Genomic DNA, 22,875 nt, shown 5'->3' with positions numbered 1-22,875 from the left:
TCACCTCTCACGAGGAGGACGGGCAGTAGCGCGGAGGCGCAATCGGCGCTCCCCCACCCGCGCACGCATCCGAAGGCCACGGCTCGCTCGCCGCGTCTTCGAACGTCGTCAGGGCCATGATCGCCACCACCAGCACCCGGCCCTTTCGTGCGTCCAGCTACCGAGGCGATCCCAGCAGTCACCACGTGCATGACCCCTCCAACCCTCAATGGATGTCGAAGATGACTACATCTCCCCCCAGCCCCGTGGCCGCTCCACCTGCATCGCCGGGGAACGGACAAGCTCCGCAGTCCGGTCTGCAGTCGGGTCTCAAGAACCGCCATCTGTCCATGATCGCCGTGGGTGGGGTCATCGGCGCCGGCCTCTTCGTCGGATCCGCCTCCGGCATCACCGCGGCCGGCCCCGGCATCCTGCTGTCGTACGCCCTGGTCGGCGCGCTGGTCGTGTTCGTGATGCGGATGCTCGGCGAGATGGCGGCCGCCAACCCGACCTCCGGTTCGTTCTCCGCCTACGCGGACCGGGCGCTCGGGCGCTGGGCCGGTTTCTCGATCGGCTGGCTGTACTGGTTCTTCTGGGTCGTGGTGCTCGCCGTGGAGGCGACCGCCGGTGCCGCGATCCTCACCAGCTGGGTCCCGGCCGTCCCGCAGTGGGCCTGGGCGCTGATCGTGATGGTCGTCCTCACCGCCACCAACCTCGCCTCGGTCGCCTCGTTCGGTGAGTTCGAGTTCTGGTTCGCGGGCATCAAGGTCGTCGCCATCGCGGCCTTCATCGCCATCGGCGGCCTGGCGATCTTCGGTGTGCTGCCCGGCTCCGACCACGCGGCAACCGGCTTCGCCAACCTCACCTCCCACGACGGATTCCTGCCGAACGGGCCCAGCGCGATCCTCACCGGTGTGCTGATGGTCGTCTTCTCCTTCATGGGCAGCGAGATCGTCACCCTCGCCGCCGGTGAGTCCGAGAACCCCCAGCGCGCGGTCACCAAGGCCACCAAGAGCGTCATCTGGCGGGTCGGCATCTTCTACCTGGGCTCGATCCTCGTGGTCGTCTCCCTGCTGCCCTGGAACGACCCGTCGATCGCCAAGAAGGGCTCGTACGTCGCGGCCCTCGACACCATAGGCATCCCGCACGCCGGCCAGATCATGAACGTCATCGTGCTGACCGCGGTGCTCTCCTGCCTCAACTCCGGCCTCTACACCGCCTCCCGGATGGCCTTCTCCCTCGGACAGCGCGGCGACGCCCCGAAGGCCTTCGCCCGGACGAACGCGCGTGGCGTCCCGCAGGCCGCGATCCTGGCCTCGGTCCTCTTCGGCTTCATCGCGGTCGGCTTCAACTACCTGTGGCCGGACACGGTCTTCCAGTTCCTGCTGAACTCCTCGGGCGCGGTCGCGCTCTTCGTCTGGCTGGTCATCTGCTTCTCCCAGCTGCGGATGCGCGGGATCATCCTCCGCGAGAACCCCGACAAGCTGATCGTCCGGATGTGGCTGTTCCCGTATCTGACCTGGGCGACGATCGCGTCGATCTCGTTCGTGCTGGTCTACATGCTCACCGACGACAGTGAGGGCGGCGGCCGGATCCAGGTCCTGCTGTCCGTGCTGCTCGCCGTTCTGGTGGTCGGCGTCTCCCTCGTCCGCGACCGGCTCGGCCGCGGCACCGCCGAGAAGGAGAGCCTCACCTCCAGCTGACCGAACGGTCTGCCATACGGGCAGGGGTATGCCTATGCATACCCCTGCCCGTACTCTCGCCTGGGGCGCCGCCCCCGGCAGCGCCCCTTCTCATCTCCACATACGACCCCACCACCGGAAGGCCCCCCGAATTCATGCCCGTCTTCAGACGCCGCAAAGGCAGCCTTCCCCGCCTGGTCCCCGAGCTCGACGACCGCACGCTGGGACAGGTCCGGCGACGCGTCGAGACGTGCTGGTCCCGCGGTTCGCTGGACACCGCCGTGATGGCCTCGATGGGGGACGTGATCAACGAGGCGGGCCAGGACTGGGACCGCAAGGCCCACCGGCTGGCGGTGCTCGCCCGTGCCGCGGGACGGTCGCTGCCCGGCATCTGGCGGCAGCACAACCCGCAAAACCAGAACGCCTTGCTGCTCCACGCCTGGTCGGATCTGCTCCAGGCCCGGCAGCAGGGCGCCGCCGTCGATCTGAACGACACCCTGGAGACCTGCCGGCTCGCGGCCGATCTGCTCCCCGCCGACCCCACCCCGTGGATCCTGCACCTGGCCACACTCCGCCTGGAGCGGCGCCCCTCCACGGAACTGTCGGCGATCTGGCGCGAGATCAAGGCCCGCGATCCGTGGAACCGCGAGGCGCATCTGCAGGCTCTGGGGTACCTCTCGCCGGACGAGTGCGGCTCCAGCGCCCTGGTCCTGGATCTGCTCGACGGTGTCCGCTCCGCCATGCCGCCCCATGCCCCCGCCGCCGGTCTGGAGCTCACCGCGCTCATCGGCAGCCACCAGCGAGCACTTTCCGGCGGCAGTCTGATGGCTCTCGGCGCCGGGGAGATCTGGCGGCGCCCCGACGCCGCCAAGGCGCTCGACCATGCGGCGCGCTACTGGCCGGGCCCGGGGTTCCTCACCCACGCAGCGGCCCTCGCCGATCTCAACCTGCTGGCCTACGCCCTGCTCAAAGCCGGCCGGACGGCCGAGGCCGGCGCCGTACTGCGCGCCACCGGAGGGGTGGCGACGCCCTGGCCGTGGAGCCTGGACGGCGACGCACTGGAGCGGTACTCACACTTCCACGGCCGCTATGCGACCGATGACCCCGACAGCGGGTCCACGGGGCGTTCGAGCCGACGGCGCTGAAGGCAGCACCGGCCCACAACCCACCACGCCCGTAGCGGGCAGGCGTGCGAAGGGCGGCGCACGCGTGCGAACAGGTAGCCGGAACGGGTGGTTTTGTCGCCCCTTGCGGCGTATCTGGCGTGCCCTGACCTCTTCCAGGGGATCCCCTCCTGGAAGAGGGTTGGGAGATTCGCATGCGCAACACCGTCAGCACCGGCCGCTCCGCGGCATCTGGCGGCTGGCGCGTGCTGGTGTTGCTCGCGTTACTGGCCCTGCTGCACGCCGCGCTCAGCACCGACTCCCCCGAACTACCGATGCCCGATGCCGGCGGCTGCCCTCCCCGCACCGCCCCTCCCGCCGTGTCCGTCCCGGCCGAACGGCCCTGCCTCCCGGCGGGGCCGGTGCTGGCGTCCACCGAGGGCGGCGGACATCATCCGGGCAGCGGCGTCCGGCGCAAGTGCGACGCATCGGCCTGCCATCTCCGCCATCAGGTCCCCACGGGGGCCGGTGGTAAGGCGCTCGGGGACTCCCTCCTGGAGGAGACCATCACCGCGTCGGGGAGCGCCTCGTCCACGGCTGTCGTCACGGCCGCCGCCCCCGCATCACCGCAGCGCGTGGCCATCCTGCGCTGCTGAGCCGGCCCGGCCGTGTGCGCCCCCTCCCCGCATCGGGGCCCCGGGGCGAATGCGGCCTGCCGTCATCAGCTTTCGGGACCACCACCGCAGGAGATTCGGCATGCCCATCGACGTCTTTGCCGCTCTTGGCGCGCTTGTCCGCGCCGAGGCCGCACGCACCCGGACGAAGCCCGCGAAGGCCCCCGCGAAGAACCCCGCGGACCAGGCTCCGGCGCAGCACCCGAGCAACCCGGAACCGCCGCCGGTCGAGCCGCCGGACACCGTCGGCATCCCCTCCCCCTCCCCCGCTCCCTCCCCTGCTTCCGCTCCCGCTCCCGCCGCCCGGAGGCATCCGCTCGCCAGGCTGAGGCAGAAGCTGACCACGCTCTTCGGCTGAGGCGGGCCCCGGTTTCGCTGTCCGGGCGGCGGCGCGCGGCGAACCCCGTCGAGCGGTGACAGGCTCCGGCGGCGCACCGTTTGTCCGCCTCGCTGGTGGGCGCCATCCTGGAGCCATGGCCCCTGTTTCAGGCCCGGACGCACTGTCCGGCTGGGCCGTCCGGCATCCTGGCCCGGTTGCCTCCGGGCCGCTGGTATCGGTCCGTCGCCCCGCTCCTGAGCCGGGCCCCGATGACCTGCTGCTCAGGGTGGAAGCCTGCGGTGTCTGCCGTACGGATCTGCACCTGGCGGAGGGCGACCTGCCCCCGCACCGCCCGTCGGCCGTACCCGGCCATGAGATCGTCGGCCGGGTGACCGCCACCGGCGAGGCGGTGACGCGGTTCCGGACCGGGGACCGGGCCGGCGGGGCATGGCTGCGCGGCACCTGCGGAATCTGCCGTTACTGCCGCGCGGGCCACGAAAACCTCTGCCCGGCCTCCGTGTACACCGGCTGGGACGCCGACGGCGGCTTCGCCGAAGCCGCCCTCGTCCCCGCGGACTACGCCTACCCGCTCCCGGACACCCAGGACGCCACGCTGCTGGCGCCGCTGTTGTGCGCCGGGATCATCGGCTACCGCGCGCTGCGCCGCAGTGCGCTGCCCGCCGGCGGCCGGCTCGGGATCTACGGCTTCGGCGCCTCGGCGCATCTGGCCGCGCAGGTCGCACTGGCCGAAGGGGCCACCGTGCATGTGCTGACCCGGTCCGCGCAGGCCCGTGAACTCGCCCTGGAACTGGGCGCGTCCTCGGCCGGCGGCGCCTACGACCGGCCGCCCGAACCGCTGGACTCGGCAATTCTCTTCGCGCCGGTGGGCGACCTGGTGCCGGTGGCGCTGCAGGCACTGGACCGCTCCGGCACCCTCGCCGTCGCCGGGATCCACCTCACCGACATCCCACCGCTCGTCTACCAACGCCATCTTTTCTACGAGCGGAATCTGTGCAGCGTGACCTCCAACACCCGGGAGGACGGCCGCGAGTTCCTGGCGACCGCGGCGCGGATCGGCATCCAGGTCACCGTCAGCCCCTACCCGTTGAGCCGCGCCCCGGAGGCGCTCGCGGACCTGGCCGCCGACCGGGTTCACGGGGCCGCCGTGCTGACCCCCGGCTGATCCGACGCACGGCGACCGTCTGGCAATGAGCACGTCATGCGGGGTCAACTCCGCTCTACGAGCTGACCCCTTTCGGGTACTCGCACCGCCCGCCATCGTCACGGATAGTAGTCATCGGTAACGCAATGCTGTCAGTTCGCGTGTGAGGACGAGGGGCGCCACATGACCGTCAATCAGATCCAGGCCGCAGCCGAGTGCGGGATCGAAGTGGGCCGGGGCGACGCCCGCTACGAGGCCCTGCGGAGAGGGTTCAACCAGCGCTTCATCGCGACACCTGACTATGTGTCGGTGGTCAGCTCGACAAGTGAGGTCGTCGCCGCGGTCAACAAGTATCTGGCGAGCCACCGTTCCGACGGGGATCTCCACCGGCGGCTCACGGTCCGGTCGGGCGGCCACTGTTACGAGAACTTCGTCTGCGGCGACGATGTGGGCGTGATCGTCGACCTCGGGCAGCTGGACCGGGCCTACCTGGACCAGAAGATGGGCGCGTACTGCGTGGAATCGGGGGCGAACAACTGGCATGTCGCCACCCACCTCTACGGGCCGTTCGGGGTGGCCCTGCCCGGCGGCTCCTGTTACTCCGTGGGCGCCGGCGGCCATGTGGCCGGCGGAGGTTACGGGCTGCTGTCCCGGCAGCACGGGCTGACCGTCGACTACCTCTACGCGGTGGAGGTCGTCGTCGTCCGCGACGGACAGCATGCGGAGGTCGTGATCGCCCGACGCGACTCGCCCGAACCGGAGCTGCGGGACCTGTGGTGGGCCCACACCGGCGGGGGCGGCGGGAACTTCGGCGTGGTCACCCGGTATTGGTTCAAGGGACTGCCCGAGCCCCCGTCCCAGGTCCTGCTGCAGGCCGTGGCCTGGCCGTGGGAGGAACTGGAGGACGACCCCGAACGCCTGAAGTCACTGGTGCGCAATTACGGGCTGTTCTTCGAGTACGAGAACACCACGGAACTCCCGGCATCCCTCCGCTGCGACTACAGCGACATGTTCACCCTGCTGAAGCTGAATCAGCGTGCCAACGGCAAGATCGGTCTGATCGCCCAGCTCGATGCCACCAGGCCGGACAGCGTGGAGCGGCTGAACGCCTTCCTCGAGTGGATCACCCAGGATCTGGGCGTCGAGCCCACACCACTGGACCGGCGGATGGGTGAACACGCGCCCATGGGCGGCCTGGAGGTACCGACCCGGCTGCCGTGGCTCACCGCCACCCAGACGCTCAACGGCTCCGGCGACAATCAGTGCGGCAAGTACAAGTCGGCGTACATGCGGCGTGGTTTCACCGAACCTCAACTCGACGCCATTTACCGCTACTTGTCGTGTGACGACTATCAGAACCCCCAGGCGCTGCTCCAGGTCGACTCGTACGGCGGCGCGATCAACCTTCCCGACAGCAGCGACACCGCGGTCTACCAACGCAGTTCGGTGCTCAAGCTGCAGTACCAGACGTACTGGAGTGTGCAGCGGGACGCCAACGACGACGGTGTCGCCGACCATCACGACGCCGATGCCGACCCCTCGATCGCGGCGCCGCATCTGCGCTGGATCCGCGAGTTCTACCGCGACGTCTACCAGGACACCGGTGGGGTGCCGATCCTGGCGCCGACCGGCACCCCGGCAGGCGGGCAGCCGGACCCGGTGACCGACGGGTGCTATATCAACTACCCCGACGTCGACCTCGACGACCCCGAGTGGAATCGTTCCGGCCAGCGCTCGCACCGCCTGTACTACGGCGAGAACTATGCGCGCCTGCAGGCGGTCAAGGAGCACTGGGACCCGCGCAATGTGTTCCGCCACGCCCAGTCCGTCCAGCCGTACACCAGCTGACCGCGCCGCCGGGGTCGCGGTCGGAGCCGGAGCCGGAGCCGGAGCCGGAGCCGGAGCCGGAGCCGGCGGGGATGATCCGTCCGTTCCGCTGCCGTGAGCACCGCTGATCGGCACCGCAGGTGTCGGCCGCTCCGGCCCGTGCGCTGCCCGAGCAGGTCCGTTCCTACCGCGCCAAGACCCTGCACCGTCCCGCCGACCACCCGGGCAGGCCCGTCCTCGCCTGGGCCGACCCCGACCGGGCACTGCCCGAACTCCACCTTTCCGAACCCACGGAGCCCCTATGAACCCCGAACCCACCGCCGGCTGGCGGCTGTTCCAGGGAGACGGCACCCAGCGCCGGGTCACCCTGCCGCAGGCCCCGCCCTGGCGGAGGTTCGGCGGCTCCCGGTGCGGCGCCCCCGGGCCCCTGCCGTACGAGGACCTGCTCAGGTCGTTCCTGCAGCGCCGTGGACCTGGCGGCCGTTGCGCGAGATCGTCACGGCGTGCCTGTCCGAGGACCCGGGCCGCCGCCCGACCGCGGGTGAGGTCGCCGAGGCCTTCGCCCGTTACGCGCCGATGGTGACGGAACTGCGGACGGGCGGCGCCGATGCCGGCGGCGCGGCCGGCACCGGGAGCGCCGCCCGCTTCTCGTTCCGCCCGGGCCCGCAGATCCCGCTCGACCACGGCTCCGCGGCGCCGGTCGACGCGGCGGACCGGCCACTGCGGGGCGGCGGTCCGGTGGCCCGGCTGGGACGGCGGTGGATGGGGCCGGAGCAGCAGTGGAAGCTGGAAGTGGTCCGGGCCCGCCTGCGGGTCAGCTACCGGGCGACCGTCGTCGGCGTGGACGGCGAGGTCGGCCGGAGCACCGTCACGATCGCCCTGGGGGCGCTGCTGGCCGCCGCGCGCGGTGGGCGGGTGCTGGCGCTCGACGCCGGCCACGCGGTCGGCGAGCTGGCCGGCCGGCTGAACCTCGGCGGCTCCGCCGGCCTGCGCCACGAGCTGCTCCGTACGCTGCCCGCGGTCGACAGCTACGAGGCGCTGCTGGGTCACACCCTGGACGGCCCGTCAGGGCTGCGTGCGCTCACGCACGGCCTGGGCCGCACCACGCCGGTTCCGGTGTACGAGGAGGAGTACCGCCGGCTGATGGAGCTGCTGAGCCGGCACTTCTCCGTCGTCCTCGCGGACTGGGCCCCTCTGCGGACGGAGAGCGTCACCGACCCCGTCCTGTCGATGACGCACCGTCTGGTCGTCGTGTCCCGGATGACCGAGCGCGGCATCGGGCAGACACAGGCACTGCTGACCCGTCTCGCGCAGCGCGGCCACCCGGCGCTGGCGGAGCGCGCCGTGCTGGCGGTCACCGGCCTTCCCGGACCGGACCGGCCGGTCCGGCGTGACGATTTCGCCGAGCACTTCCGCAGCCATCCGGGCGGGATGGTCTTCATCCCCTTCGATTACCACCTCGACAGCCGGCGCGACATCGATCTCGCCCGGCTGCGGTCCCGTACGCAGGACGCGTCCTCGACCTCGCCGCGCTGCTGGCGGAGGACTTCCCCGGTCACACACCGTGACCCCGGCGCCGACTCGCTCCCGGCTCACTGTGTGCCGCACCATGGAGAGAAGACGGTAATTCACGACATATCCGATGAGGCGGTGGCGGGGTGGACGCCCTGGCCCCCGAGGGCGGATACGGCGACCGTGGCTTATGACGACGGCTTCCGGCGTACGGAGGCGGTGCAGGCAGTGACCGCACGAGTCCTTGGGTCTACCGGGGCTGAGCTGACCGCCGTCTACGTGCCGGCCGAAGGGGACGGCGTTCTTCAGCTGGCCGAGATGCTCGGAGGCTCCGGCGTCCCCTACGGATTGCCGACGAGCTACCTGCTGTCCGGCAACTCTCCGGTCGCCGCGGCCTTCCGTAGTGGCGTCCCCCTGTGGCTGAGCCCGGCGGAGCTCGCGGAGTACGACCTGACCGGTTCCCCGGACTGCCCCGGCACGGATCCCTGGGACGGTGCCGGGAAGCCCCCGGCCGATGTCTCACTGGGCGTGCTGCCGCTGGGCGCGAGCGGCCGGCGGCTCGGGTGCCTGGTGGTCATGGACAAGGCCACCGACGCCTTCGACGCGGACCGTCGCCACCTTCTGGAGCTGCACGCCGACCAGGTCGCCGCGGGGCTGGAGGCCGTCGCCGCCCGGGTCATGGCGCGGACCGAGCGGCGGTCGCTGCTGGGCCCGGGGCTGGACACCCTCCGGGGCGGCGCCTTCACGCTGGTGCTGCGCACCGGACGGATGGACGCGGACGCGCAGGTGCTGGAGCTGTTCGGCATCGCTCCGGAGGAGTTCGACCGGCGGGTGGAGACGCTGCTGGCGCGGACCGTACCGGACGACGTGCCGGCGCTGATGTCGATCGTGGAGCCGGGCGGGCTGCCCGCGGCCGGCCAGCAGCTGTCGATCCGGATCCGCCGGCCCAACGGGGAGCTGCGCTGGCTGAGCCTGCGCAGCCGGGTGCTCGTCGACGCCGCCGGCACCCCGGAGCGGATGCTGGGGGTGGTCGCCGACGCCTCGTATCTGCGTCCCAGTGCCGACGAGGTCTCCATCGTGCAGCGGCTGTCCGCCTCGCTGGCCGGCGCCACGACGATCCGGGACGTCAGCCGGGTGGTGGTCTCCGCGCTGCGGGCGCCGCTGGGGGCCGAGCGGCTGGCGGTGGCCGAGCTGGAGGCCGACCGGTTCGTGGTGTCCGTCCTCGACCCCCCGGAGCCCGGTGCCTGGCCCGCTGCGTGGCGGTCCGAATGGCGGTCCGAGTGGCCTGACGCGGCCTGCCATTCGCTGCCCACGCTGGAGAGCGTGCTGCGCGCCGGGCATGTCGCCATGTGGCCGCCGGGAGCGGCCCTCGAACCCGACCTCGCGGGCATCGGGCCCGGTGGGCTCGCCGTGCTGCCGCTGCCGGCCGACGGCCGGATCGTCGGGGTGTGCCTGATCGGATGGGACGAGGAGCACCACTTCGGGCCGGAGGAGCGGTCCTTGCTGACCGCGACCGCGGGACTGGTGGGGCAGGCCCTGGTCCGCGCCCATGCGCTGGACGCCGGGCACGAGCTCGCCACGATGCTCCAGCGCAGTCTGCTGCCCCGCAAGCTGCCGTCGCTGCCCGGAGGGGTGGCCGTCGCCCGCTATCTGCCCGCCACGATGGGGCTCGAAGTGGGCGGCGACTGGTACGACGTCATTCCGCTCTCCGACGGCCACGTCGCGCTCGTCATCGGCGATGTGGAGGGGCACAGCGCCGGCGCCGCCACGATCATGGGGCAGATGCGCACGGCCATCAGGGCCTACGCGGTGGAGGGCCACCCGCCCGATGTGGTGATCGCCCATGCCAACCGGCTGCTCCTCGGCATGGAGACCGATCTGTTCGCCACCTGCTGCTATGTGGACCTGGACATGGAGGAGGGCATCGCCTGGTTCGTCCGGGCCGGGCATCTGCCGCCGCTGCTGCGGCTGCCCGACGGCACCACCGAGGAACTGCCGGTCGAGGGCGGTCCTCCGCTGGGCGTGGCCGCGGACGGTGAGTTCCCGCTGACCGAAGTGGGACTGGCCCCCGGCACCGTGCTCGCCCTGCTCACGGACGGCCTGGCGGAGTCGGCCACGCTCCCCCTGGAGGACGGCATCCGCCGGGTCCGGGCGGCGCTCGCCGCGGCCGATCCGGCCGATGCCGGTCAGCTCGCCGATGAACTGCTCGGGGGCGCGAAGCGGCGCGACGACGATGTGGCGCTGCTGGTGCTGCGCTACGACGGGATGCGGGTCCGCCCGACCCGGGTGCGCTGGACCGTGTGGCGGCTGCCGGACGCCGTCATGCACGCCCGCCGCTTCACCGGGCGCACCCTGCGTTCCTGGGGGGTCACGGAGGAGCTGGACGTGGCCCTGCTGGTGGTGTCCGAGCTGGTCACCAACGCCATCGCCCATACCCAGGGGGAGGTGCGGCTGGATCTGACGCTGGCTGCGGACCGGCTGCGGGTCGCGGTGAACGATGCTTCGCCGCGCGCACCCGTCAAGCCGACGAGCGTGGACTGGGAGTCGACCGGTGGCCGTGGTCTGCTGCTCGTCGAAGCGATGTCGGCCTCCTGGGGCTCGGTGCCGCTGAGCGGCGGCAAGCAGGTGTGGAGCGAGATCACCCTGGAGCCGGGCGAGCGGCTCGGCGCGGCGGAGGTGCCGGCCGCCACGGACGGCCGGCACAACGGTGAGGGGGTGCGCTGAGGTGCGTGCTCGTCTGCGTGGCGCCGCTGCCGTCCTGGCCGGGTTGTGCCTGGTGGCCGGCCCGGCCGCCTGCGGAGAGGCCGGCGGAGCACGGGAGTCGAACGGGTCCGCCTCCGACGGCGCCCCGAAGATCGGTGTGCTGCTCCCGGACAACACCTCGCGTCTCTACCACTTCGACAAGCCCCTGATCGAGAAGAAGATCCGGCAGCTGTGCCCCGAGTGCACGGTGGAGACCGTCAGTGCGCAGCACGATGTGGCCACCCAGCAGCAGCAGATGGACGCGATGATCACCAAGCGGGTGCAGGTGCTGATCCTGGACGCCGTCGATTCCAAGTCGCTCCGCTCGTCGGTCGAGAGCGCGCGGCGGGCCGGGATCCCGATCGTCGCCTACGACCGCCTCGTCGAGGGACCGGTCTCCGCCTATGTCTCCTTCAACGGCGCGACGGTCGGCAGGCTGCAGGGCGAGGCGCTGCTCAAGGCGCTCGGCCCCAAGGCGCGTGACGCCCAGATCGTCATGATGAACGGCGCTTCGACGGACCCCAACTCCGCCTGGTTCAAACAGGGCGCGCTCGCCGTGCTCAAGGGCAGGGTGAAGATCGGGAAGGCCTACGAGACCGGCGACTGGCGACCGGAGAACGCCAATCGCAATATGTCCGCCGCCCTCTCGGCCCTCGGCGCGGAGAACATCGACGGCGTCTACTCCGCCAATGACGGACTCGCCGCCGGGGTCATCTCCGCCCTGCAGGCCGCCAAGGTCGCTCCGCTGCCGCCCATCACCGGTCAGGACGCCGAACTCGCCGCCATCCAACGCCTCGTCAAGGGCGATCAGATCATGACCGTCTATAAGCCCTTCGCGCCCGAGGCCGGCACCGCCGCCGCCATGGCCGTCGCGCTGGGGCGCGGCGAGAAGCTCAAGGGCATCACGACGCACACGGTCAACAGCCCCACCCACCGAGGCATCCCGGCCGTGCTGCTCACCCCGGTCTCCGTGAACGTGCACAACATCAAGAACACCGTCGTCAAGGACGGTATGTACACGATCGATCAGATCTGCACCCCCAAGTTCGAGTCCGCCTGCGAGAAGGCGGGGCTCATCAGGTAAGGCAGGTATCCATGGAGTCCGGCGCAACCCTCCGGCGCCCGAGGCGCGCACCGCCGCTGCTGGCGCTGCGCGGCGTCTTCAAGCGGTACGGCGCCGTCCAGGCCCTGGCCGATGTCGAACTGGAGATACGTGCCGGTCAGGTCGTCGCTCTCGTGGGTGACAACGGCGCCGGCAAGTCCACGCTGATCAGGGTGATCGCCGGGGTCGACCCCGCCGATGAGGGCGTGATCGAGTGGGAGGGGCGGCCCGTCCACATCACCCGCCCCCACGATGCCCAGGACCTGGGAATCGCCACCGTCTACCAGGACCTCGCGCTGTGCGACAACCTCGACGTGGTCGGCAATCTCTTCCTCGGCCGCGAGATGCACCGGGCGGGCGTCCTCGACGAGGTGGAGATGGAGCGCCTCACCCTGGACCTGCTGGACATGCTGGCCATCCGGATGCCCGACGTCCGCCTCCCGGTCGCCTCGCTCTCCGGCGGCCAGCGCCAGACCGTCGCGATCTCCCGCTCGCTCCTCGGCGAACCCCGGCTCGTGCTCCTCGACGAGCCCACCGCGTCCCTGGGCATCGAACAGACCGCCCAGGTCCTCGACCTCGTCGACCAGCTGCGGGAACGCGGTCACGGGGTGCTTCTCATCAGCCACAACATGGGGGACATCAAGGCGGTCGCGGACTGGATCGCCGTACTGCGGCTCGGCCGGAACAACGGCTTCTTCGATGTGACGACCACGTCCCACGAGCAGATCATCTCCTCGATCACCGGAGCCACGGACAACGCCGTGACCCGCCGCAAGGCGCCGGAGTGGGATGTGGAGCCATGAGCCGGACCTGGGCGCTCAGGAAGAACAAGGCAGCCGGCGGATCGGTGACCGCTGCCGACCGGCGCCGGCTCGCCCCCGAGTTCGGCGCGCAGAACCCCCTGGAGATGCTCAAGCGCAGGTTCCACAGCGGCGAGCTCGGCTCGGTCCCGGTCGCCCTCGGCCTGATCGTGGTGTGGATCATCTTCGAGAGCCTCAACGAGAACTTCCTCTCGCCGCGCAACCTGTCCAACCTGAGCGTGGACATCGTCGGGATCGGCATGATCTCGGTGGGCATCGTCTTCGTGCTGCTGCTGGGCGAGATCGATCTCTCGGTCGGCTCGGTGAGCGGCCTGGCCGCGGCCGTCTTCGCGGTGCTGAACGTGAACCACGGCATGCCGGAGGGGCTCGCGCTGCTGATCGCGGTGCTCGGCGGCACGGCGATCGGCGCCTTTCAGGGGTTCTTCCTGGCCAAGGTCGGGGTCCCGGCGTTCGTGGTCACCCTTGCGGGTCTGCTGGGCTGGAACGGCCTGATGCTGTACATCCTGGGCGCCAACGGCACGATCAACATCGACGACAAGGGCCTGCTCGCGATGCTGACCGGCTACTACTTCCACAATGTGGCCGCCGCCTACGGCCTGGCGGCGCTGGGCACCGCCGGGTACTTCCTCGCTTCGTACCATGACGCGCGGCGGCGCCGGGCCGCCGGGGTGCCTGCCCGGCCGCTGAGCGAGATCCTCCTGCGCACGGGTGTGCTGGCGGCGATCGCCATGGCCTCGGCGTTCGTCCTCAACCAGTTCCTGGGGCTCCCCCTGGCCCTGTTGATCTTCCTGGTGATGCTGGTCGGTCTCGACTTTGTGCTGCGCCGCACGCGCTACGGACGCATGATCTTCGCGCTCGGCGGCAGCGTCGAGGCATCCCGCCGCACCGGCCTCAATGTGGACCTGGTCCGCATCTCGGTCTTCATGATGTCCGGAACGATGGCGGCGATCGGCGGTCTGTTCCTGGCCTCGCGCGTCACCTCGGCCAGTCAGACCTCGGGGGCCGGCCTGCTGCTGATGGACGTCATCGCCGCGGCGGTCATCGGCGGCACCAGTCTGTTCGGCGGACGGGGCCGGACCTGGTCGGCCCTGCTCGGTGTCCTGGTGATCCAGTCGATCGCCTCCGGGGTGGCCCTCATGGGCATCCAGACGGCCGTGCAGTTCATGATCACGGGCGGAGTGCTGCTCATCGCCGTGGTCATCGACTCGCTGTCGCGGCGGGCACAGCGGGCGCACGGGCGGGTCTGACGCACCGCCGCGACGGCGGGCGTTTGGGCTGCGGTACCGCACGGACCTTCTGGCGCGCCTTCTTCTTCGACGGGCACCCGCTGGCCGCAAGCGTGTGGGGCCTGCTGATCGGACCGCTGGTGGCGATCGCGTCGTTCGTCTGCTCCGTCGGCAATGTGCCGCTGGCGGTGGTCCTGTGGAAGGGCGGCATCAGCTTCGGCGGGGTGGTCGCCTTCCTCTTCTCCGACCTGCTGATCCTGCACATCTACCGGAAGTACTACGGCACCAGGATGGCCCTGTTCGTGCTGGTCACCTTCTACGCGGCCATCGTCGTGGCGGGCTACGCCGTCGAACTCGGCTTCGGCGGCCTGGGGCTGATTCCCCCTCAGGCCCCCGCGACGATCCCCATGTCAGGCGTCTCCTGGAACTACACCACCTGGCTCAACATCGCCTTCCTCCTCCTGGCCGCCGCACTGGTCCACCGGTTCCTGAGCACCGGGGGCCGGACCATGCTCCGCATGAGGGGCGGCGCCCCGCCAGGCGGCCCTGAGCCCTCCACCGCGCGGAACGGCGCCGGGCGCGGGCCGGGCTGACTGACCGGTGCCGGGCGGGATGGGGCCGAGTGGCTCATGCCGGAGCGGACGAGGTCGAGCACCCTTGAGGTGTGGGCGCGCACGCGCCGAACGCGCCAGGAACGGAGTGCGGCCATGAACAATGTCATCACCGCCGGTGTGGACGGTACGCCCGAGTCCTTGTCCGCGGTCCTGTGGGCGGCCGAGGAAGCGCAACTGCGGCGTGCCCGCCTGCGGCTGCTGCATGCCTGGGTGCTGCTCGCGCCGGAGCCGACACCCCGTCCCGCTGCCGGACAGGACCAGAACTACTGGCCCCACCAGATGATGGAGGAGGCCGTGACGGCGGTCCGGACACGCTTCCCGGACCTTCCGGTGGACGAGGTCCTGGTGCCCAAGGAGCCTATGGAGGCCCTGCAGGACGCCGCGGGGCAGTCGGATCTGCTGGTGCTCGGCTCACGGGACCTGGGCCCGGTGTCCCGCTATGCCCTCGGTGAGCTCGGATTGCAGCTGGTGGCGCACACCGCCGCCCCCACCGTCCTGGTACGCGCCCGCCAGGAGACCACGGCGAACGAGGGCGACGGCGAGCTGATGGTGGGGCTGGGCCTCCACGGACCGTGCGAGTCGCTGCTCGCCTTCGCCTTCGACAGCGCCGCCCGGCGGGGTGTCACCCTGCGTGCCGTCCACGGCAGGCATCTGCCCGCGTACGCGTACAACCGCGGGGGCGGTGTGGAGCCGATCGCCGCCGAGGAGGCGGCGCAGGACGCGCGGCAGGAGCTGGCCGCCGCCCTGCAGCCCTGGCGGGAGAAGCACCCGGACGTCCGGGTGGACGACCGGGTGGTGATGGAGAGTCCGGCGCCGGCACTGCTGCACAGTGCCACGGACGCGGGACTGCTCATCGTCGGCCGCCGGCGCCGGCACCGGTTGCCGGGGGCCCGGATCGGCCATGTCGTGCAGGCGGTCGTCCACCACGCTCCGTGTCCGGTGGCCGTGGTGCCCCACGAGTGACCGCGCGGCAGCGGGTGCCACGGTCCGTGACGGCCCACCGGCCGCGCCAGGACGCGCCCCGGCAGAAGGCGGATGATGACGGTGAGGGCTCATCCAGCGGGATCAGCTGCCGACGGCGAGGCGGCCCCGGTCGCGGCCCCTGCCGCGGCCTCCGACGGCAGCCCCCGGTAAGGAAAGCGGAGGCAAGCCATGGCAAAGACAGTCGAGTGGCCCGTCCGTCTGTACCTCTTCGAGGAGGACGGCACGACCAAGGCGCGCGTGGTGCTCCGTACCGGAACCACCACCCTCACCGGGCACGGCACGGCCCGGTGCAGCCCCGAGGACCGGGACGTACCGGAGATCGGCGACGAGATCGCCGCCGGGCGTGCGGTACGGGATCTCGCCGGGCAGCTGCTGCGGGTGGCCGACCACGACCTCGAAGGTGTCGGTGCCGCGCCGCCCCGGCGTGAGCATCGCGTCGCCTACGGCTGGACGGACGCCATGGCGTGAGCCCGGTGCGGGCGGCGGCCACAGCCGGCCGGTGGCCCGGCCGTCCGCGGAAGGAGTCGGCCATGTCGGATGCGACGACCACCGACCTGTACGAAGTCACCATGGCCCTCTCGTATCTCCACGAGGGCATGACGCAACCGGCGACCTTCAGCTGCTTTGTGCGGGCGCTGCCGCCGGAACGGGGGTTCCTGATCGCCGCGGGGGCCGAAACCGTCCTCGATTGCCTCGCCGGCTTCGCGGTCGGACATGAGGATGTCGAGGTGTTCGCCGAGGCGTTGCAACGGCCGGCGCGGGATCTGTCCCCGCTCCTGGGCATGCGCTTCACCGGCGAGGTCCGGGCGGTGCCGGAGGGGCGGGTGGTACTGGCGGGTGAGCCGCTGCTGGAGATCACCGCTCCGCTGCCGCAGGCACAGCTGGTGGAGTCCTTCGTGCTGAACCACCTCACCCATCAGACGGCCCTCGCCTCCAAGTGCATCCGCTGTGTGCTCGCCGCGCGGGGCCGCTCCGTTGTGGACTTCTCGCTGCGGCGCACCCATGGCACCGCCGCCGCCCGGCAGGTGGCCCGGCTCGGTGCCATGACCGGTTTCGCGGGCACCAGCAATGTGGCGGCGGCGCACGCCGAGGATCTGACGGCCGTCGGCACGATGGCGCACTCGTACATCGAGGCGTTCGAGGACGAGGAGGCGGCCTTCACCGCGTTCGCGCTCTGCCACCCCGGGCCGGTGACTTTTCTGGTGGACACCTACGACACCGAGTCGGGTGTCGCGGCGGCGGCCCGGGTGCTCAACGGGCTGGGCCGCGGTGACGGGTCGGCCATCCGTCTGGACAGCGGTGACCTGGCGGAACTGGCCGTTCGGGCCCGATCGATCCTGGACAACGCGGGGCTGCCGCAGGTGCGGATCGTCGCCAGCGGAGGACTGGACGAATTCGCCGTGCACGACCTGGCACGCGCGAGAGCACCGATCGACGTCTACGCCGTGGGCACCCGCGTCGGCGTGATCGCCGACGCCCCCTCCCTGGACTCGGCGTACAAGCTCGTCGCCTACGACGGCCGGCCCGTGATGAAGCTGTCGTCGGCGAAGATGACCGCGCCGGGGCGCAAGCAGGTCTTCCGCCGGCCCGGGTGCCTCGATGTGCTCGGTCTGGCCGACGAGCCGCTCCCGGCGGGCAGCACGCCGCTGCTGGAGACGCTGATGCGCGGGGGCGTGCGCAGTACACCGCGTGACCGGCCGGCGGACGCCCGGCTGCGGGTCGTGGCGGATGTCGCGGAGCTGCCCGCGACCGCCCGGTACATCCGGTCGCCGCACGAGGTGCGGCCCAGGGTGTCGAAGCGGCTCGCCGCCCTGACCAGCCGTGTCCGGCTGCGGATCGAGCGCGAGGTCCTGGCCCCGTTCGGCTCGCACGCCTGAGCCAAGAGGCCCGGCGGGGCATTTCTCCGTACCGTCGTCGTATGGCGGAGAAACAGGGCGGTAGCGGCCCCGGGAAGCTGCCGCGGTCGGTGTACGAGCCGGAGCTGTACCGGCTGCAGACCGAGCTGGTGAAGCTCCAGGAGTGGGTGCGGGCCGAGGGCGCCCGGCTGGTGGTGGTCTTCGAGGGACGCGACGCGGCCGGCAAGGGCAGCACGATCAAACGCGTCACCCAGTACCTCAACCCCCGGGTGGCGCGGATCGTGGCGCTGCCCCGGCCCACCGAGCGGGAGCGCACCCAGTGGTACTTCCAGCGCTATACGGAGCACCTTCCCGCGGCGGGCGAGATGGTGCTGTTCGACCGCAGTTGGTACAACCGGGCCGGGGTCGAGCGGGTCATGGGATTCTGCACACCGGCGGAGCACCAGCGGTTTCTGCGGCAGTGCCCGGTCTTCGAGCGGATGCTGGTGGAGGACGGGATCCTGCTGCGCAAATACTGGTTCTCGGTGAGTGACGAGATACAGGAGCAGCGCTTCCGGCGCCGGCTGGAGGACCCGACGCGGCGCTGGAAGCTCTCCCCCATGGACCTCGATTCGGTGACCCGCTGGGAGGAGTACTCACGGGCCAAGGACGACATGTTCGTCCACACGGACATCGCGGAGTCACCGTGGTACGTCGTCGAGAGCGACGACAAACGCCGGGCCCGGCTGAACATGATCGCCCATCTGCTGTCGACGGTGCCCTATCGCGACATCGCGCCGCCGGCGCTCGAACTCCCGCCGCGGCCACCGGCCACCGGCTATCAGCGGCCGCCCCGGGATCTGCAGACCTACGTTCCCGACCATGCGGCCGGGCTGGCGCGGTGACGGCGGGGCGGCGCCGTGTCAGACATGCTGCGGCACCACCGCCACGGGGCAGGTGGCATGGCAGAGCGCGGTGTGCGCCACCCGTCCGAGCTGGAGACCGAAGTGGCCCTGGCGGTGCAGTGCTCCGGTCACCAGCAGATCCGCGGCGGCGGTGCGGTGCACCAGGACCTTGTGGGCCGGCCCCTCGACCGTGACCCGCCGCACCCGCACCGCCGGATGCGCACCGGACACCTCGTCCAGCGCCTCGTCCAGCAGCGCCGAGGCCTGCTTCTCGTGGTAGCGCCGGGCGTCCGCGGCGAGCAGCGGGGCCTCGGTCGCATCCCGTACCGGGAGGGGCCAGGCGCATACCGCCTCAAGCGTGCAGTGGCGGGCCTCGGCCTCGCGGAAGGCGAAGCGGACGGCCGTCGTTTCCTTGGCCGGGTCGGCGACGCCGAGGAGGATGCGCTCATGTGTGCCCGCCAGTCCGGCCACGTCGCCACGCACCACGATCACCGGGCACCGGGCGCGGGCCGCCACCGCCAGGCTGACCGACCCCAGCAGCAGACCGGCGATCTCGCCGCGTCCCCGTGACCCCAGAATCAGCGCCGTCGCATGGAGCCCCTCGTTCAGCAGGGCGGTGATCGCGTCGGCGGCGAGCACCTCCCCCGAGACCTTGACGTCCGCGTGCCGACGGCGGACGAGTTCCGCGGCGGATGCGACGACGGACTCCGCGAGTACCTGCTCGCTGGGGCGTTCCGCGCCCTCCGCCGGCACCGCGCCCTCGTAGCGCTCCCAGCGGGAGGCGTAGACGACCCGCAGCGGAAGGCCGTGGCGCGCCGCCTCGTCCGCTGCCCAGTCGAGCGCCCGGAAGGCGGAATCCGATCCATCGGTCCCCACGACCAGCGGATGTTCCATCGCCCCCACGTCCTTCCTCACATCGGCGCGGACATGTCCCTACTGCCACCGTCGCACCGTGTCCGGGGGGCGTGCAGGTCCGGACGGACACCGGGCGGGGGCCGCCCGGACCTCCTTGTCACGGCGGTGCCCTTCCGGGACAAGCCCCGGAAGGGCACCGCGGCTACCGTGGAGGTACGGCCCCGCCCTCGTGAGGGGCCATCCAGCGGAGGCCATGGTGGGCGACCACGGAAGCGGCCGGCGCGATACCGCCCGGCGCAGGCTCGATGCGCTGCCGGACGAGCTGCACCAGCGCCTCGACGCCCTGCGGCAGGGCCCCGGCGACCCGGCGAATCTGCTGCTGGAGGCCGTGCTGTCGGTGGGCCGGGAGCTGGATCTGCCGCAGGTGCTGCGCCGCATCGTGGAAGCGGCGGTGGTGGTCGTAGACGCCGAGTACGGGGCGCTGGGCGTGGTCTCCGAGGGCACCCGGCTCTCCCAGTTCCTGCCGGTCGGGGTCACCGGGGAACAACAGGAGGCGATCGGCCGGCTGCCCGAGGGGCACGGCATCCTGGGTGAGCTGATCCGCCATCCTCAGCCGCTGCGGCTCCCGGAGCTGTCCCGGCACCCGTCGTCGTACGGCTTTCCGCCGCACCACCCGCCCATGCGCTCCTTCCTCGGGGTGCCCATCCGGGTCCGCGACGAGGTGTTCGGGAATCTCTATCTCACCGAGAAGCGGGGCGGCGGCGAATTCGACGCCGAGGACGAGACCGTGCTCGCGACGCTCGCGGTGGCGGCGGGGATCGCCATCGAGAACGCACGGCTGTACGAGGAGACCCGCTACCGGCAGCGCTGGCAGGAGGCCAACGGGGAGATCGTCGCCAGCCTGCTGCTGCCGGGGGCGGACGAGATGGCGGCCCTGGGGCTGATCGTGGACCAGGCGCGGGAGATCCTCACCGCGGACCTCGGGGTGATCGCGGTCCCCGAGCCGGACCGCACGGCGCTGCATGTCGCCCTGGCGTCAGGGGTCGACGCCGAGGCGCACCGCGGGCTGCTCCTCCCCCTGCGGGGGTCGTTCATGGGGGCGGCGCTCGACCTACGGGAGCCGCTGATCAGCACCGATGTCGAGCGGGATCCGAGGATCACCACGGGGCCGCCGCGCTGGATGGGGCTGGGGCCCGCGGTCGCCGTCCCGATGATCACCGGTGGCCGGCCTCGTGGGGTGCTGCTGATGGCGCGGGTGCGGGAGCGGGCACCGTTCACCGAGCTGGAGACCGGGCCGCTGCTGACTTTCGCCGGACAGGCGGCCCTCGCCATGGAACTGGCCGATCAACGCCGCGCCGCCGAGCAGCTCACGCTCCTTCAGGACCGCGACCGGATCGCTCGTGATCTGCACGATCTGGCGATCCAGCGGCTGTTCGCGACGGGGATGACGCTGCAGAGCGCGGTCCGTTTCGTGGACCACCCGGAGGCGAGCGAACGGCTGCTGCGCGCAGTGGACGATCTGGACGAGACGATCAAGATCATCAGGTCCACCATCTTCGGGCTCCGCAGCCATACGTCGGGCCGGTCGAGCCACGGGCTGCGGGTCCGCACCGTCACGGCGGTGGAGCAGGCCGCCCGTGCCCTGGGCTTCACCCCGTCGCTCCGTATGCAGGGGCTCATCGACACCGATGTGCCGGCCGAGATCGCGGACCATGTGGTGGCGGTGCTGGGCGAGGCGCTGAGCAATGCCGCGCGGCATGCGCACGCCACCACGGTCGACATCTCGCTGGCCGTGGCCCGCGGCGCGCTGCGCCTGAGCATCACGGACAACGGGGTGGGCCTGCCGCGCGACGGCCGGCGGAGCGGGCTGGGCAACCTCGCCAAGCGGGCGGAGAGCGTGGGCGGCGAGATGACGCTGGAGACGCCGGCGCAGGGCGGCACCCGTCTGGTGTGGCAGGCGCCGCTCCCGTCGTCCTGAGCCGCTCCCCGCGGGTCAGAGCCGGTACGGTCCGGTGTCGCCGGTGGCCGGCGGCGGTCCCTGGGCGGCGAGGACGGCCGCCTGGATACGGCGTTCCACACCGAGTTTGGCCAGCAGCCGCGAGATGTGGTTCTTGACCGTCTTCTCGGAGAGGTAGAGCCGGCCGCCGATCTGACGGTTCGTCAATCCTTCGCCGATCAGCCCGAGGACCTCCCGCTCCCGCGGCGACAGCCCGGACAGCGCATCCGCCGCGGGCGCCGCCCCGGCGTCCACGCCCCGCAGACTGTGCATCAGCCGCGCGGTGGTCGCCGGGTCCAGCATCGAGCGGCCGGCGGCGACCGTGCGGACGGCGGCGACCAGATCCGACCCCTTGATCTCCTTCAGGACATAGCCCGCCGCGCCCGCCATGATCGCGTCGAGCAGCGCATCGTCGTCGTCGAACGAGGTGAGCATCAGACAGGCAAGGTGGGGCAGCCGCGACCGCAACTCCCGGCAGACGCTGATCCCGTCGCCGTCCGGCAGCCGCACATCGAGCACGGCGACATCCGGGCCGAGCGCCGGACCGCGGGCCAGCGCTCGCTCGGCGGTGCCGGCGTCCCCGACCACCTCGATATCGGGTTCCGCGTCGAGCAGGTCCCGCACACCGCGGCGCACCACTTCATGGTCGTCGAGCAGGAAGACACGGATCGGCCGCTGCGGTGAGAACTCGCGTACGTCGCCCATGGCGTCCTCCACGCTCTCGGTCGTGCGGTGCGGGCGGTGCTTCTCATCGTCGCCCTGCCCCGGTGAGCACACCAGGGCCGAACGGGGCTCCCGCCCGCGGTGGGCCGACCCCTACCGGCCCCCCGCGAGGGCCGTTCGGCCCCTCCTGCCGGCTTCGCGCCGCGTGCGACGGTCGGGGTCACAGGCGCAGGGGGTGTGTGATGGCTCGCAGCGAATTCCTCCGGCCGTGGCGGCACAGCCCGCTCCGACGGCGTTCGGATGTGGTGGAGGCCTGGCTGGTGCTGGTGACCGCCGCGCTGATCGTCCTGGGCGCTCCGGCCGCCGGGCTGGCCGCCGCGCACGCGGTGGATGCCGGCACCGATCAGGAACGGCAGGGCCGGCACACGATATCGGCCGTACTGACCCAGAACCCGCCGCCCCGGGCCGGGGTGGACGTCTCCGGTGGCGTCGGCTCCCGGGTCCACGCGACGGTGCGCTGGACGGCCGGCGACGGCTCGGCCCGGACGGGCACCACGACGGTGGCGCCGGGCCTGCGGGCCGGGGACCGTATGACCGTCTGGCTCGACCGGCACGGGGCGCTGGTGCGCGACCCCGTCACGCCCAGGCAGGCAACGGGCGAGAGCATCGCGGTCGGCACCGTGGCCGGAGCCTCGACCGGGCTGCTGATCCTCGGCGCCCGGGGCACCGGCCGCGCCCTGCTCAACCGCCACCGCTACGCCCAGTGGGAGCGGGAGTGGGCGGCCGAAGACCCCCGGTGGGGGCAGCGGGCGGCGTGACGCGGTGTGCCGCCGGGCGGCGGTCAGGTGCGGGGGAAAGCGCCCGGTCACCGGTG

19 protein-coding genes and 1 pseudogene are annotated in these 22,875 nt (G+C 71.7%); 18 read left to right on the top strand and 2 right to left on the bottom strand.

From position 1 onward, the window contains the following. Positions 1–221 precede the first annotated feature (221 nt). From AB0C46_RS12585 to ppk2, 16 genes and pseudogenes are all read left to right on the top strand, one after another. On the top strand, positions 222–1,682 hold the full coding sequence (locus tag AB0C46_RS12585) for an amino acid permease (RefSeq protein WP_362827791.1): 1,461 nt from the start codon (positions 222–224) through the stop codon (positions 1,680–1,682). A gap of 134 nt (positions 1,683–1,816) precedes the next feature. Continuing rightward, the gene (locus AB0C46_RS12580) at positions 1,817–2,806 is read left to right on the top strand and encodes a hypothetical protein (RefSeq protein WP_362827790.1); all 990 of its coding nucleotides are present in this window, start codon (positions 1,817–1,819) and stop codon (positions 2,804–2,806) included. A gap of 173 nt (positions 2,807–2,979) precedes the next feature. After that, the gene (locus AB0C46_RS12575; RefSeq protein WP_362827789.1) at positions 2,980–3,420 is read left to right on the top strand and encodes a hypothetical protein; all 441 of its coding nucleotides are present in this window, start codon (positions 2,980–2,982) and stop codon (positions 3,418–3,420) included. A gap of 100 nt (positions 3,421–3,520) precedes the next feature. Continuing rightward, the gene (locus AB0C46_RS12570) at positions 3,521–3,796 is read left to right on the top strand and encodes a hypothetical protein (protein WP_362827788.1); all 276 of its coding nucleotides are present in this window, start codon (positions 3,521–3,523) and stop codon (positions 3,794–3,796) included. A gap of 115 nt (positions 3,797–3,911) precedes the next feature. After that, positions 3,912–4,940, top strand: coding sequence for a zinc-dependent alcohol dehydrogenase family protein (locus tag AB0C46_RS12565; RefSeq protein WP_362827787.1), 1,029 nt, complete (start codon positions 3,912–3,914; stop codon positions 4,938–4,940). 162 nt (positions 4,941–5,102) lie between these two features. Continuing rightward, entirely contained in the window at positions 5,103–6,767 is a 1,665-nt protein-coding gene (locus AB0C46_RS12560; RefSeq protein ID WP_362827786.1) for a BBE domain-containing protein, read from the top strand. A gap of 119 nt (positions 6,768–6,886) precedes the next feature. After that, the gene (locus tag AB0C46_RS12555; protein WP_362827785.1) at positions 6,887–7,051 is read left to right on the top strand and encodes a hypothetical protein; all 165 of its coding nucleotides are present in this window, start codon (positions 6,887–6,889) and stop codon (positions 7,049–7,051) included. Positions 7,052–8,576: 1,525 nt separating this feature from the next. Further along, complete coding sequence (locus tag AB0C46_RS12550; protein ID WP_362827916.1) at positions 8,577–10,982, top strand: SpoIIE family protein phosphatase; 2,406 nt, start codon at positions 8,577–8,579, stop codon at positions 10,980–10,982. A 1-nt stretch (position 10,983) separates the two neighbouring features. Next, the gene (locus AB0C46_RS12545) at positions 10,984–12,084 is read left to right on the top strand and encodes a substrate-binding domain-containing protein (RefSeq protein WP_362827784.1); all 1,101 of its coding nucleotides are present in this window, start codon (positions 10,984–10,986) and stop codon (positions 12,082–12,084) included. 11 nt (positions 12,085–12,095) lie between these two features. After that, positions 12,096–12,905, top strand: coding sequence for an ATP-binding cassette domain-containing protein (locus tag AB0C46_RS12540; RefSeq protein ID WP_362827783.1), 810 nt, complete (start codon positions 12,096–12,098; stop codon positions 12,903–12,905). 104 nt (positions 12,906–13,009) lie between these two features. Then, positions 13,010–14,170, top strand: a complete 1,161-nt coding sequence (locus AB0C46_RS12535; RefSeq protein ID WP_362827915.1) for a sugar ABC transporter permease — start codon at positions 13,010–13,012, stop codon at positions 14,168–14,170. Positions 14,171–14,217: 47 nt separating this feature from the next. Further along, a pseudogene (locus tag AB0C46_RS12530) lies at positions 14,218–14,742 on the top strand (permease); the annotation flags it as partial. A gap of 114 nt (positions 14,743–14,856) precedes the next feature. Beyond that, positions 14,857–15,726, top strand: a complete 870-nt coding sequence (locus tag AB0C46_RS12525; RefSeq protein WP_362827782.1) for a universal stress protein — start codon at positions 14,857–14,859, stop codon at positions 15,724–15,726. A 189-nt stretch (positions 15,727–15,915) separates the two neighbouring features. Next, complete coding sequence (locus AB0C46_RS12520; protein ID WP_362827781.1) at positions 15,916–16,215, top strand: dsRBD fold-containing protein; 300 nt, start codon at positions 15,916–15,918, stop codon at positions 16,213–16,215. Between the two features lie 62 nt (positions 16,216–16,277). Then, positions 16,278–17,624, top strand: coding sequence for a nicotinate phosphoribosyltransferase (locus tag AB0C46_RS12515; RefSeq protein WP_362827780.1), 1,347 nt, complete (start codon positions 16,278–16,280; stop codon positions 17,622–17,624). Positions 17,625–17,665: 41 nt separating this feature from the next. After that, positions 17,666–18,487 (top strand): polyphosphate kinase 2, encoded by an 822-nt coding sequence (gene ppk2 / locus AB0C46_RS12510; RefSeq protein ID WP_362827779.1) that lies wholly within the window; start codon positions 17,666–17,668, stop codon positions 18,485–18,487. 18 nt (positions 18,488–18,505) lie between these two features. Here ppk2 and AB0C46_RS12505 read toward each other — a convergent pair whose 3' ends face one another. Then, positions 18,506–19,381, bottom strand: coding sequence for a universal stress protein (locus AB0C46_RS12505; protein ID WP_362827778.1), 876 nt, complete (start codon positions 19,379–19,381; stop codon positions 18,506–18,508). 214 nt (positions 19,382–19,595) lie between these two features. Here AB0C46_RS12505 and AB0C46_RS12500 point away from each other — a divergent pair, with 214 nt between their 5' ends. Continuing rightward, on the top strand, positions 19,596–21,320 hold the full coding sequence (locus tag AB0C46_RS12500; RefSeq protein ID WP_362827777.1) for a GAF domain-containing protein: 1,725 nt from the start codon (positions 19,596–19,598) through the stop codon (positions 21,318–21,320). A 15-nt stretch (positions 21,321–21,335) separates the two neighbouring features. Here AB0C46_RS12500 and AB0C46_RS12495 read toward each other — a convergent pair whose 3' ends face one another. Further along, positions 21,336–22,043, bottom strand: coding sequence for a response regulator transcription factor (locus tag AB0C46_RS12495; protein WP_362827776.1), 708 nt, complete (start codon positions 22,041–22,043; stop codon positions 21,336–21,338). 200 nt (positions 22,044–22,243) lie between these two features. On the opposite strand from AB0C46_RS12495, the gene AB0C46_RS12490 reads away from it, so the two are divergent. Beyond that, on the top strand, positions 22,244–22,819 hold the full coding sequence (locus AB0C46_RS12490) for a hypothetical protein (protein WP_362827775.1): 576 nt from the start codon (positions 22,244–22,246) through the stop codon (positions 22,817–22,819). Positions 22,820–22,875 lie beyond the last annotated feature (56 nt).

The organism is Streptomyces sp. NPDC048637 (assembly GCF_040650675.1).
Taxonomy (GTDB): Bacteria; Actinomycetota; Actinomycetes; order Streptomycetales; family Streptomycetaceae; genus Streptomyces.
The sequence above is the reverse complement of the archived record's forward strand: the minus strand, read 5'-3'. Positions and strand labels throughout refer to the sequence as shown.

What these genes read in the sequence shown, in the direction of transcription:
- AB0C46_RS12585 (WP_362827791.1), top strand. Translation starts at nt 222, where the DNA reads ATGACTACATCTCCCCCCAGCCCCGTGGCCGCTCCACCTGCATCGCCG.
- AB0C46_RS12580 (WP_362827790.1), top strand. Translation starts at nt 1,817, where the DNA reads ATGCCCGTCTTCAGACGCCGCAAAGGCAGCCTTCCCCGCCTGGTCCCC.
- AB0C46_RS12575 (WP_362827789.1), top strand. Translation starts at nt 2,980, where the DNA reads ATGCGCAACACCGTCAGCACCGGCCGCTCCGCGGCATCTGGCGGCTGG.
- AB0C46_RS12570 (WP_362827788.1), top strand. Translation starts at nt 3,521, where the DNA reads ATGCCCATCGACGTCTTTGCCGCTCTTGGCGCGCTTGTCCGCGCCGAG.
- AB0C46_RS12565 (WP_362827787.1), top strand. Translation starts at nt 3,912, where the DNA reads ATGGCCCCTGTTTCAGGCCCGGACGCACTGTCCGGCTGGGCCGTCCGG.
- AB0C46_RS12560 (WP_362827786.1), top strand. Translation starts at nt 5,103, where the DNA reads ATGACCGTCAATCAGATCCAGGCCGCAGCCGAGTGCGGGATCGAAGTG.
- AB0C46_RS12550 (WP_362827916.1), top strand. Translation starts at nt 8,577, where the DNA reads ATGCTCGGAGGCTCCGGCGTCCCCTACGGATTGCCGACGAGCTACCTG.
- AB0C46_RS12540 (WP_362827783.1), top strand. Translation starts at nt 12,096, where the DNA reads ATGGAGTCCGGCGCAACCCTCCGGCGCCCGAGGCGCGCACCGCCGCTG.
- AB0C46_RS12535 (WP_362827915.1), top strand. Translation starts at nt 13,010, where the DNA reads ATGCTCAAGCGCAGGTTCCACAGCGGCGAGCTCGGCTCGGTCCCGGTC.
- AB0C46_RS12525 (WP_362827782.1), top strand. Translation starts at nt 14,857, where the DNA reads ATGAACAATGTCATCACCGCCGGTGTGGACGGTACGCCCGAGTCCTTG.
- AB0C46_RS12520 (WP_362827781.1), top strand. Translation starts at nt 15,916, where the DNA reads ATGGCAAAGACAGTCGAGTGGCCCGTCCGTCTGTACCTCTTCGAGGAG.
- AB0C46_RS12515 (WP_362827780.1), top strand. Translation starts at nt 16,278, where the DNA reads ATGTCGGATGCGACGACCACCGACCTGTACGAAGTCACCATGGCCCTC.
- ppk2 (WP_362827779.1), top strand. Translation starts at nt 17,666, where the DNA reads ATGGCGGAGAAACAGGGCGGTAGCGGCCCCGGGAAGCTGCCGCGGTCG.
- AB0C46_RS12505 (WP_362827778.1), bottom strand. Translation starts at nt 19,381, where the DNA reads ATGGAACATCCGCTGGTCGTGGGGACCGATGGATCGGATTCCGCCTTC.
- AB0C46_RS12500 (WP_362827777.1), top strand. Translation starts at nt 19,596, where the DNA reads ATGGTGGGCGACCACGGAAGCGGCCGGCGCGATACCGCCCGGCGCAGG.
- AB0C46_RS12495 (WP_362827776.1), bottom strand. Translation starts at nt 22,043, where the DNA reads ATGGGCGACGTACGCGAGTTCTCACCGCAGCGGCCGATCCGTGTCTTC.
- AB0C46_RS12490 (WP_362827775.1), top strand. Translation starts at nt 22,244, where the DNA reads ATGGCTCGCAGCGAATTCCTCCGGCCGTGGCGGCACAGCCCGCTCCGA.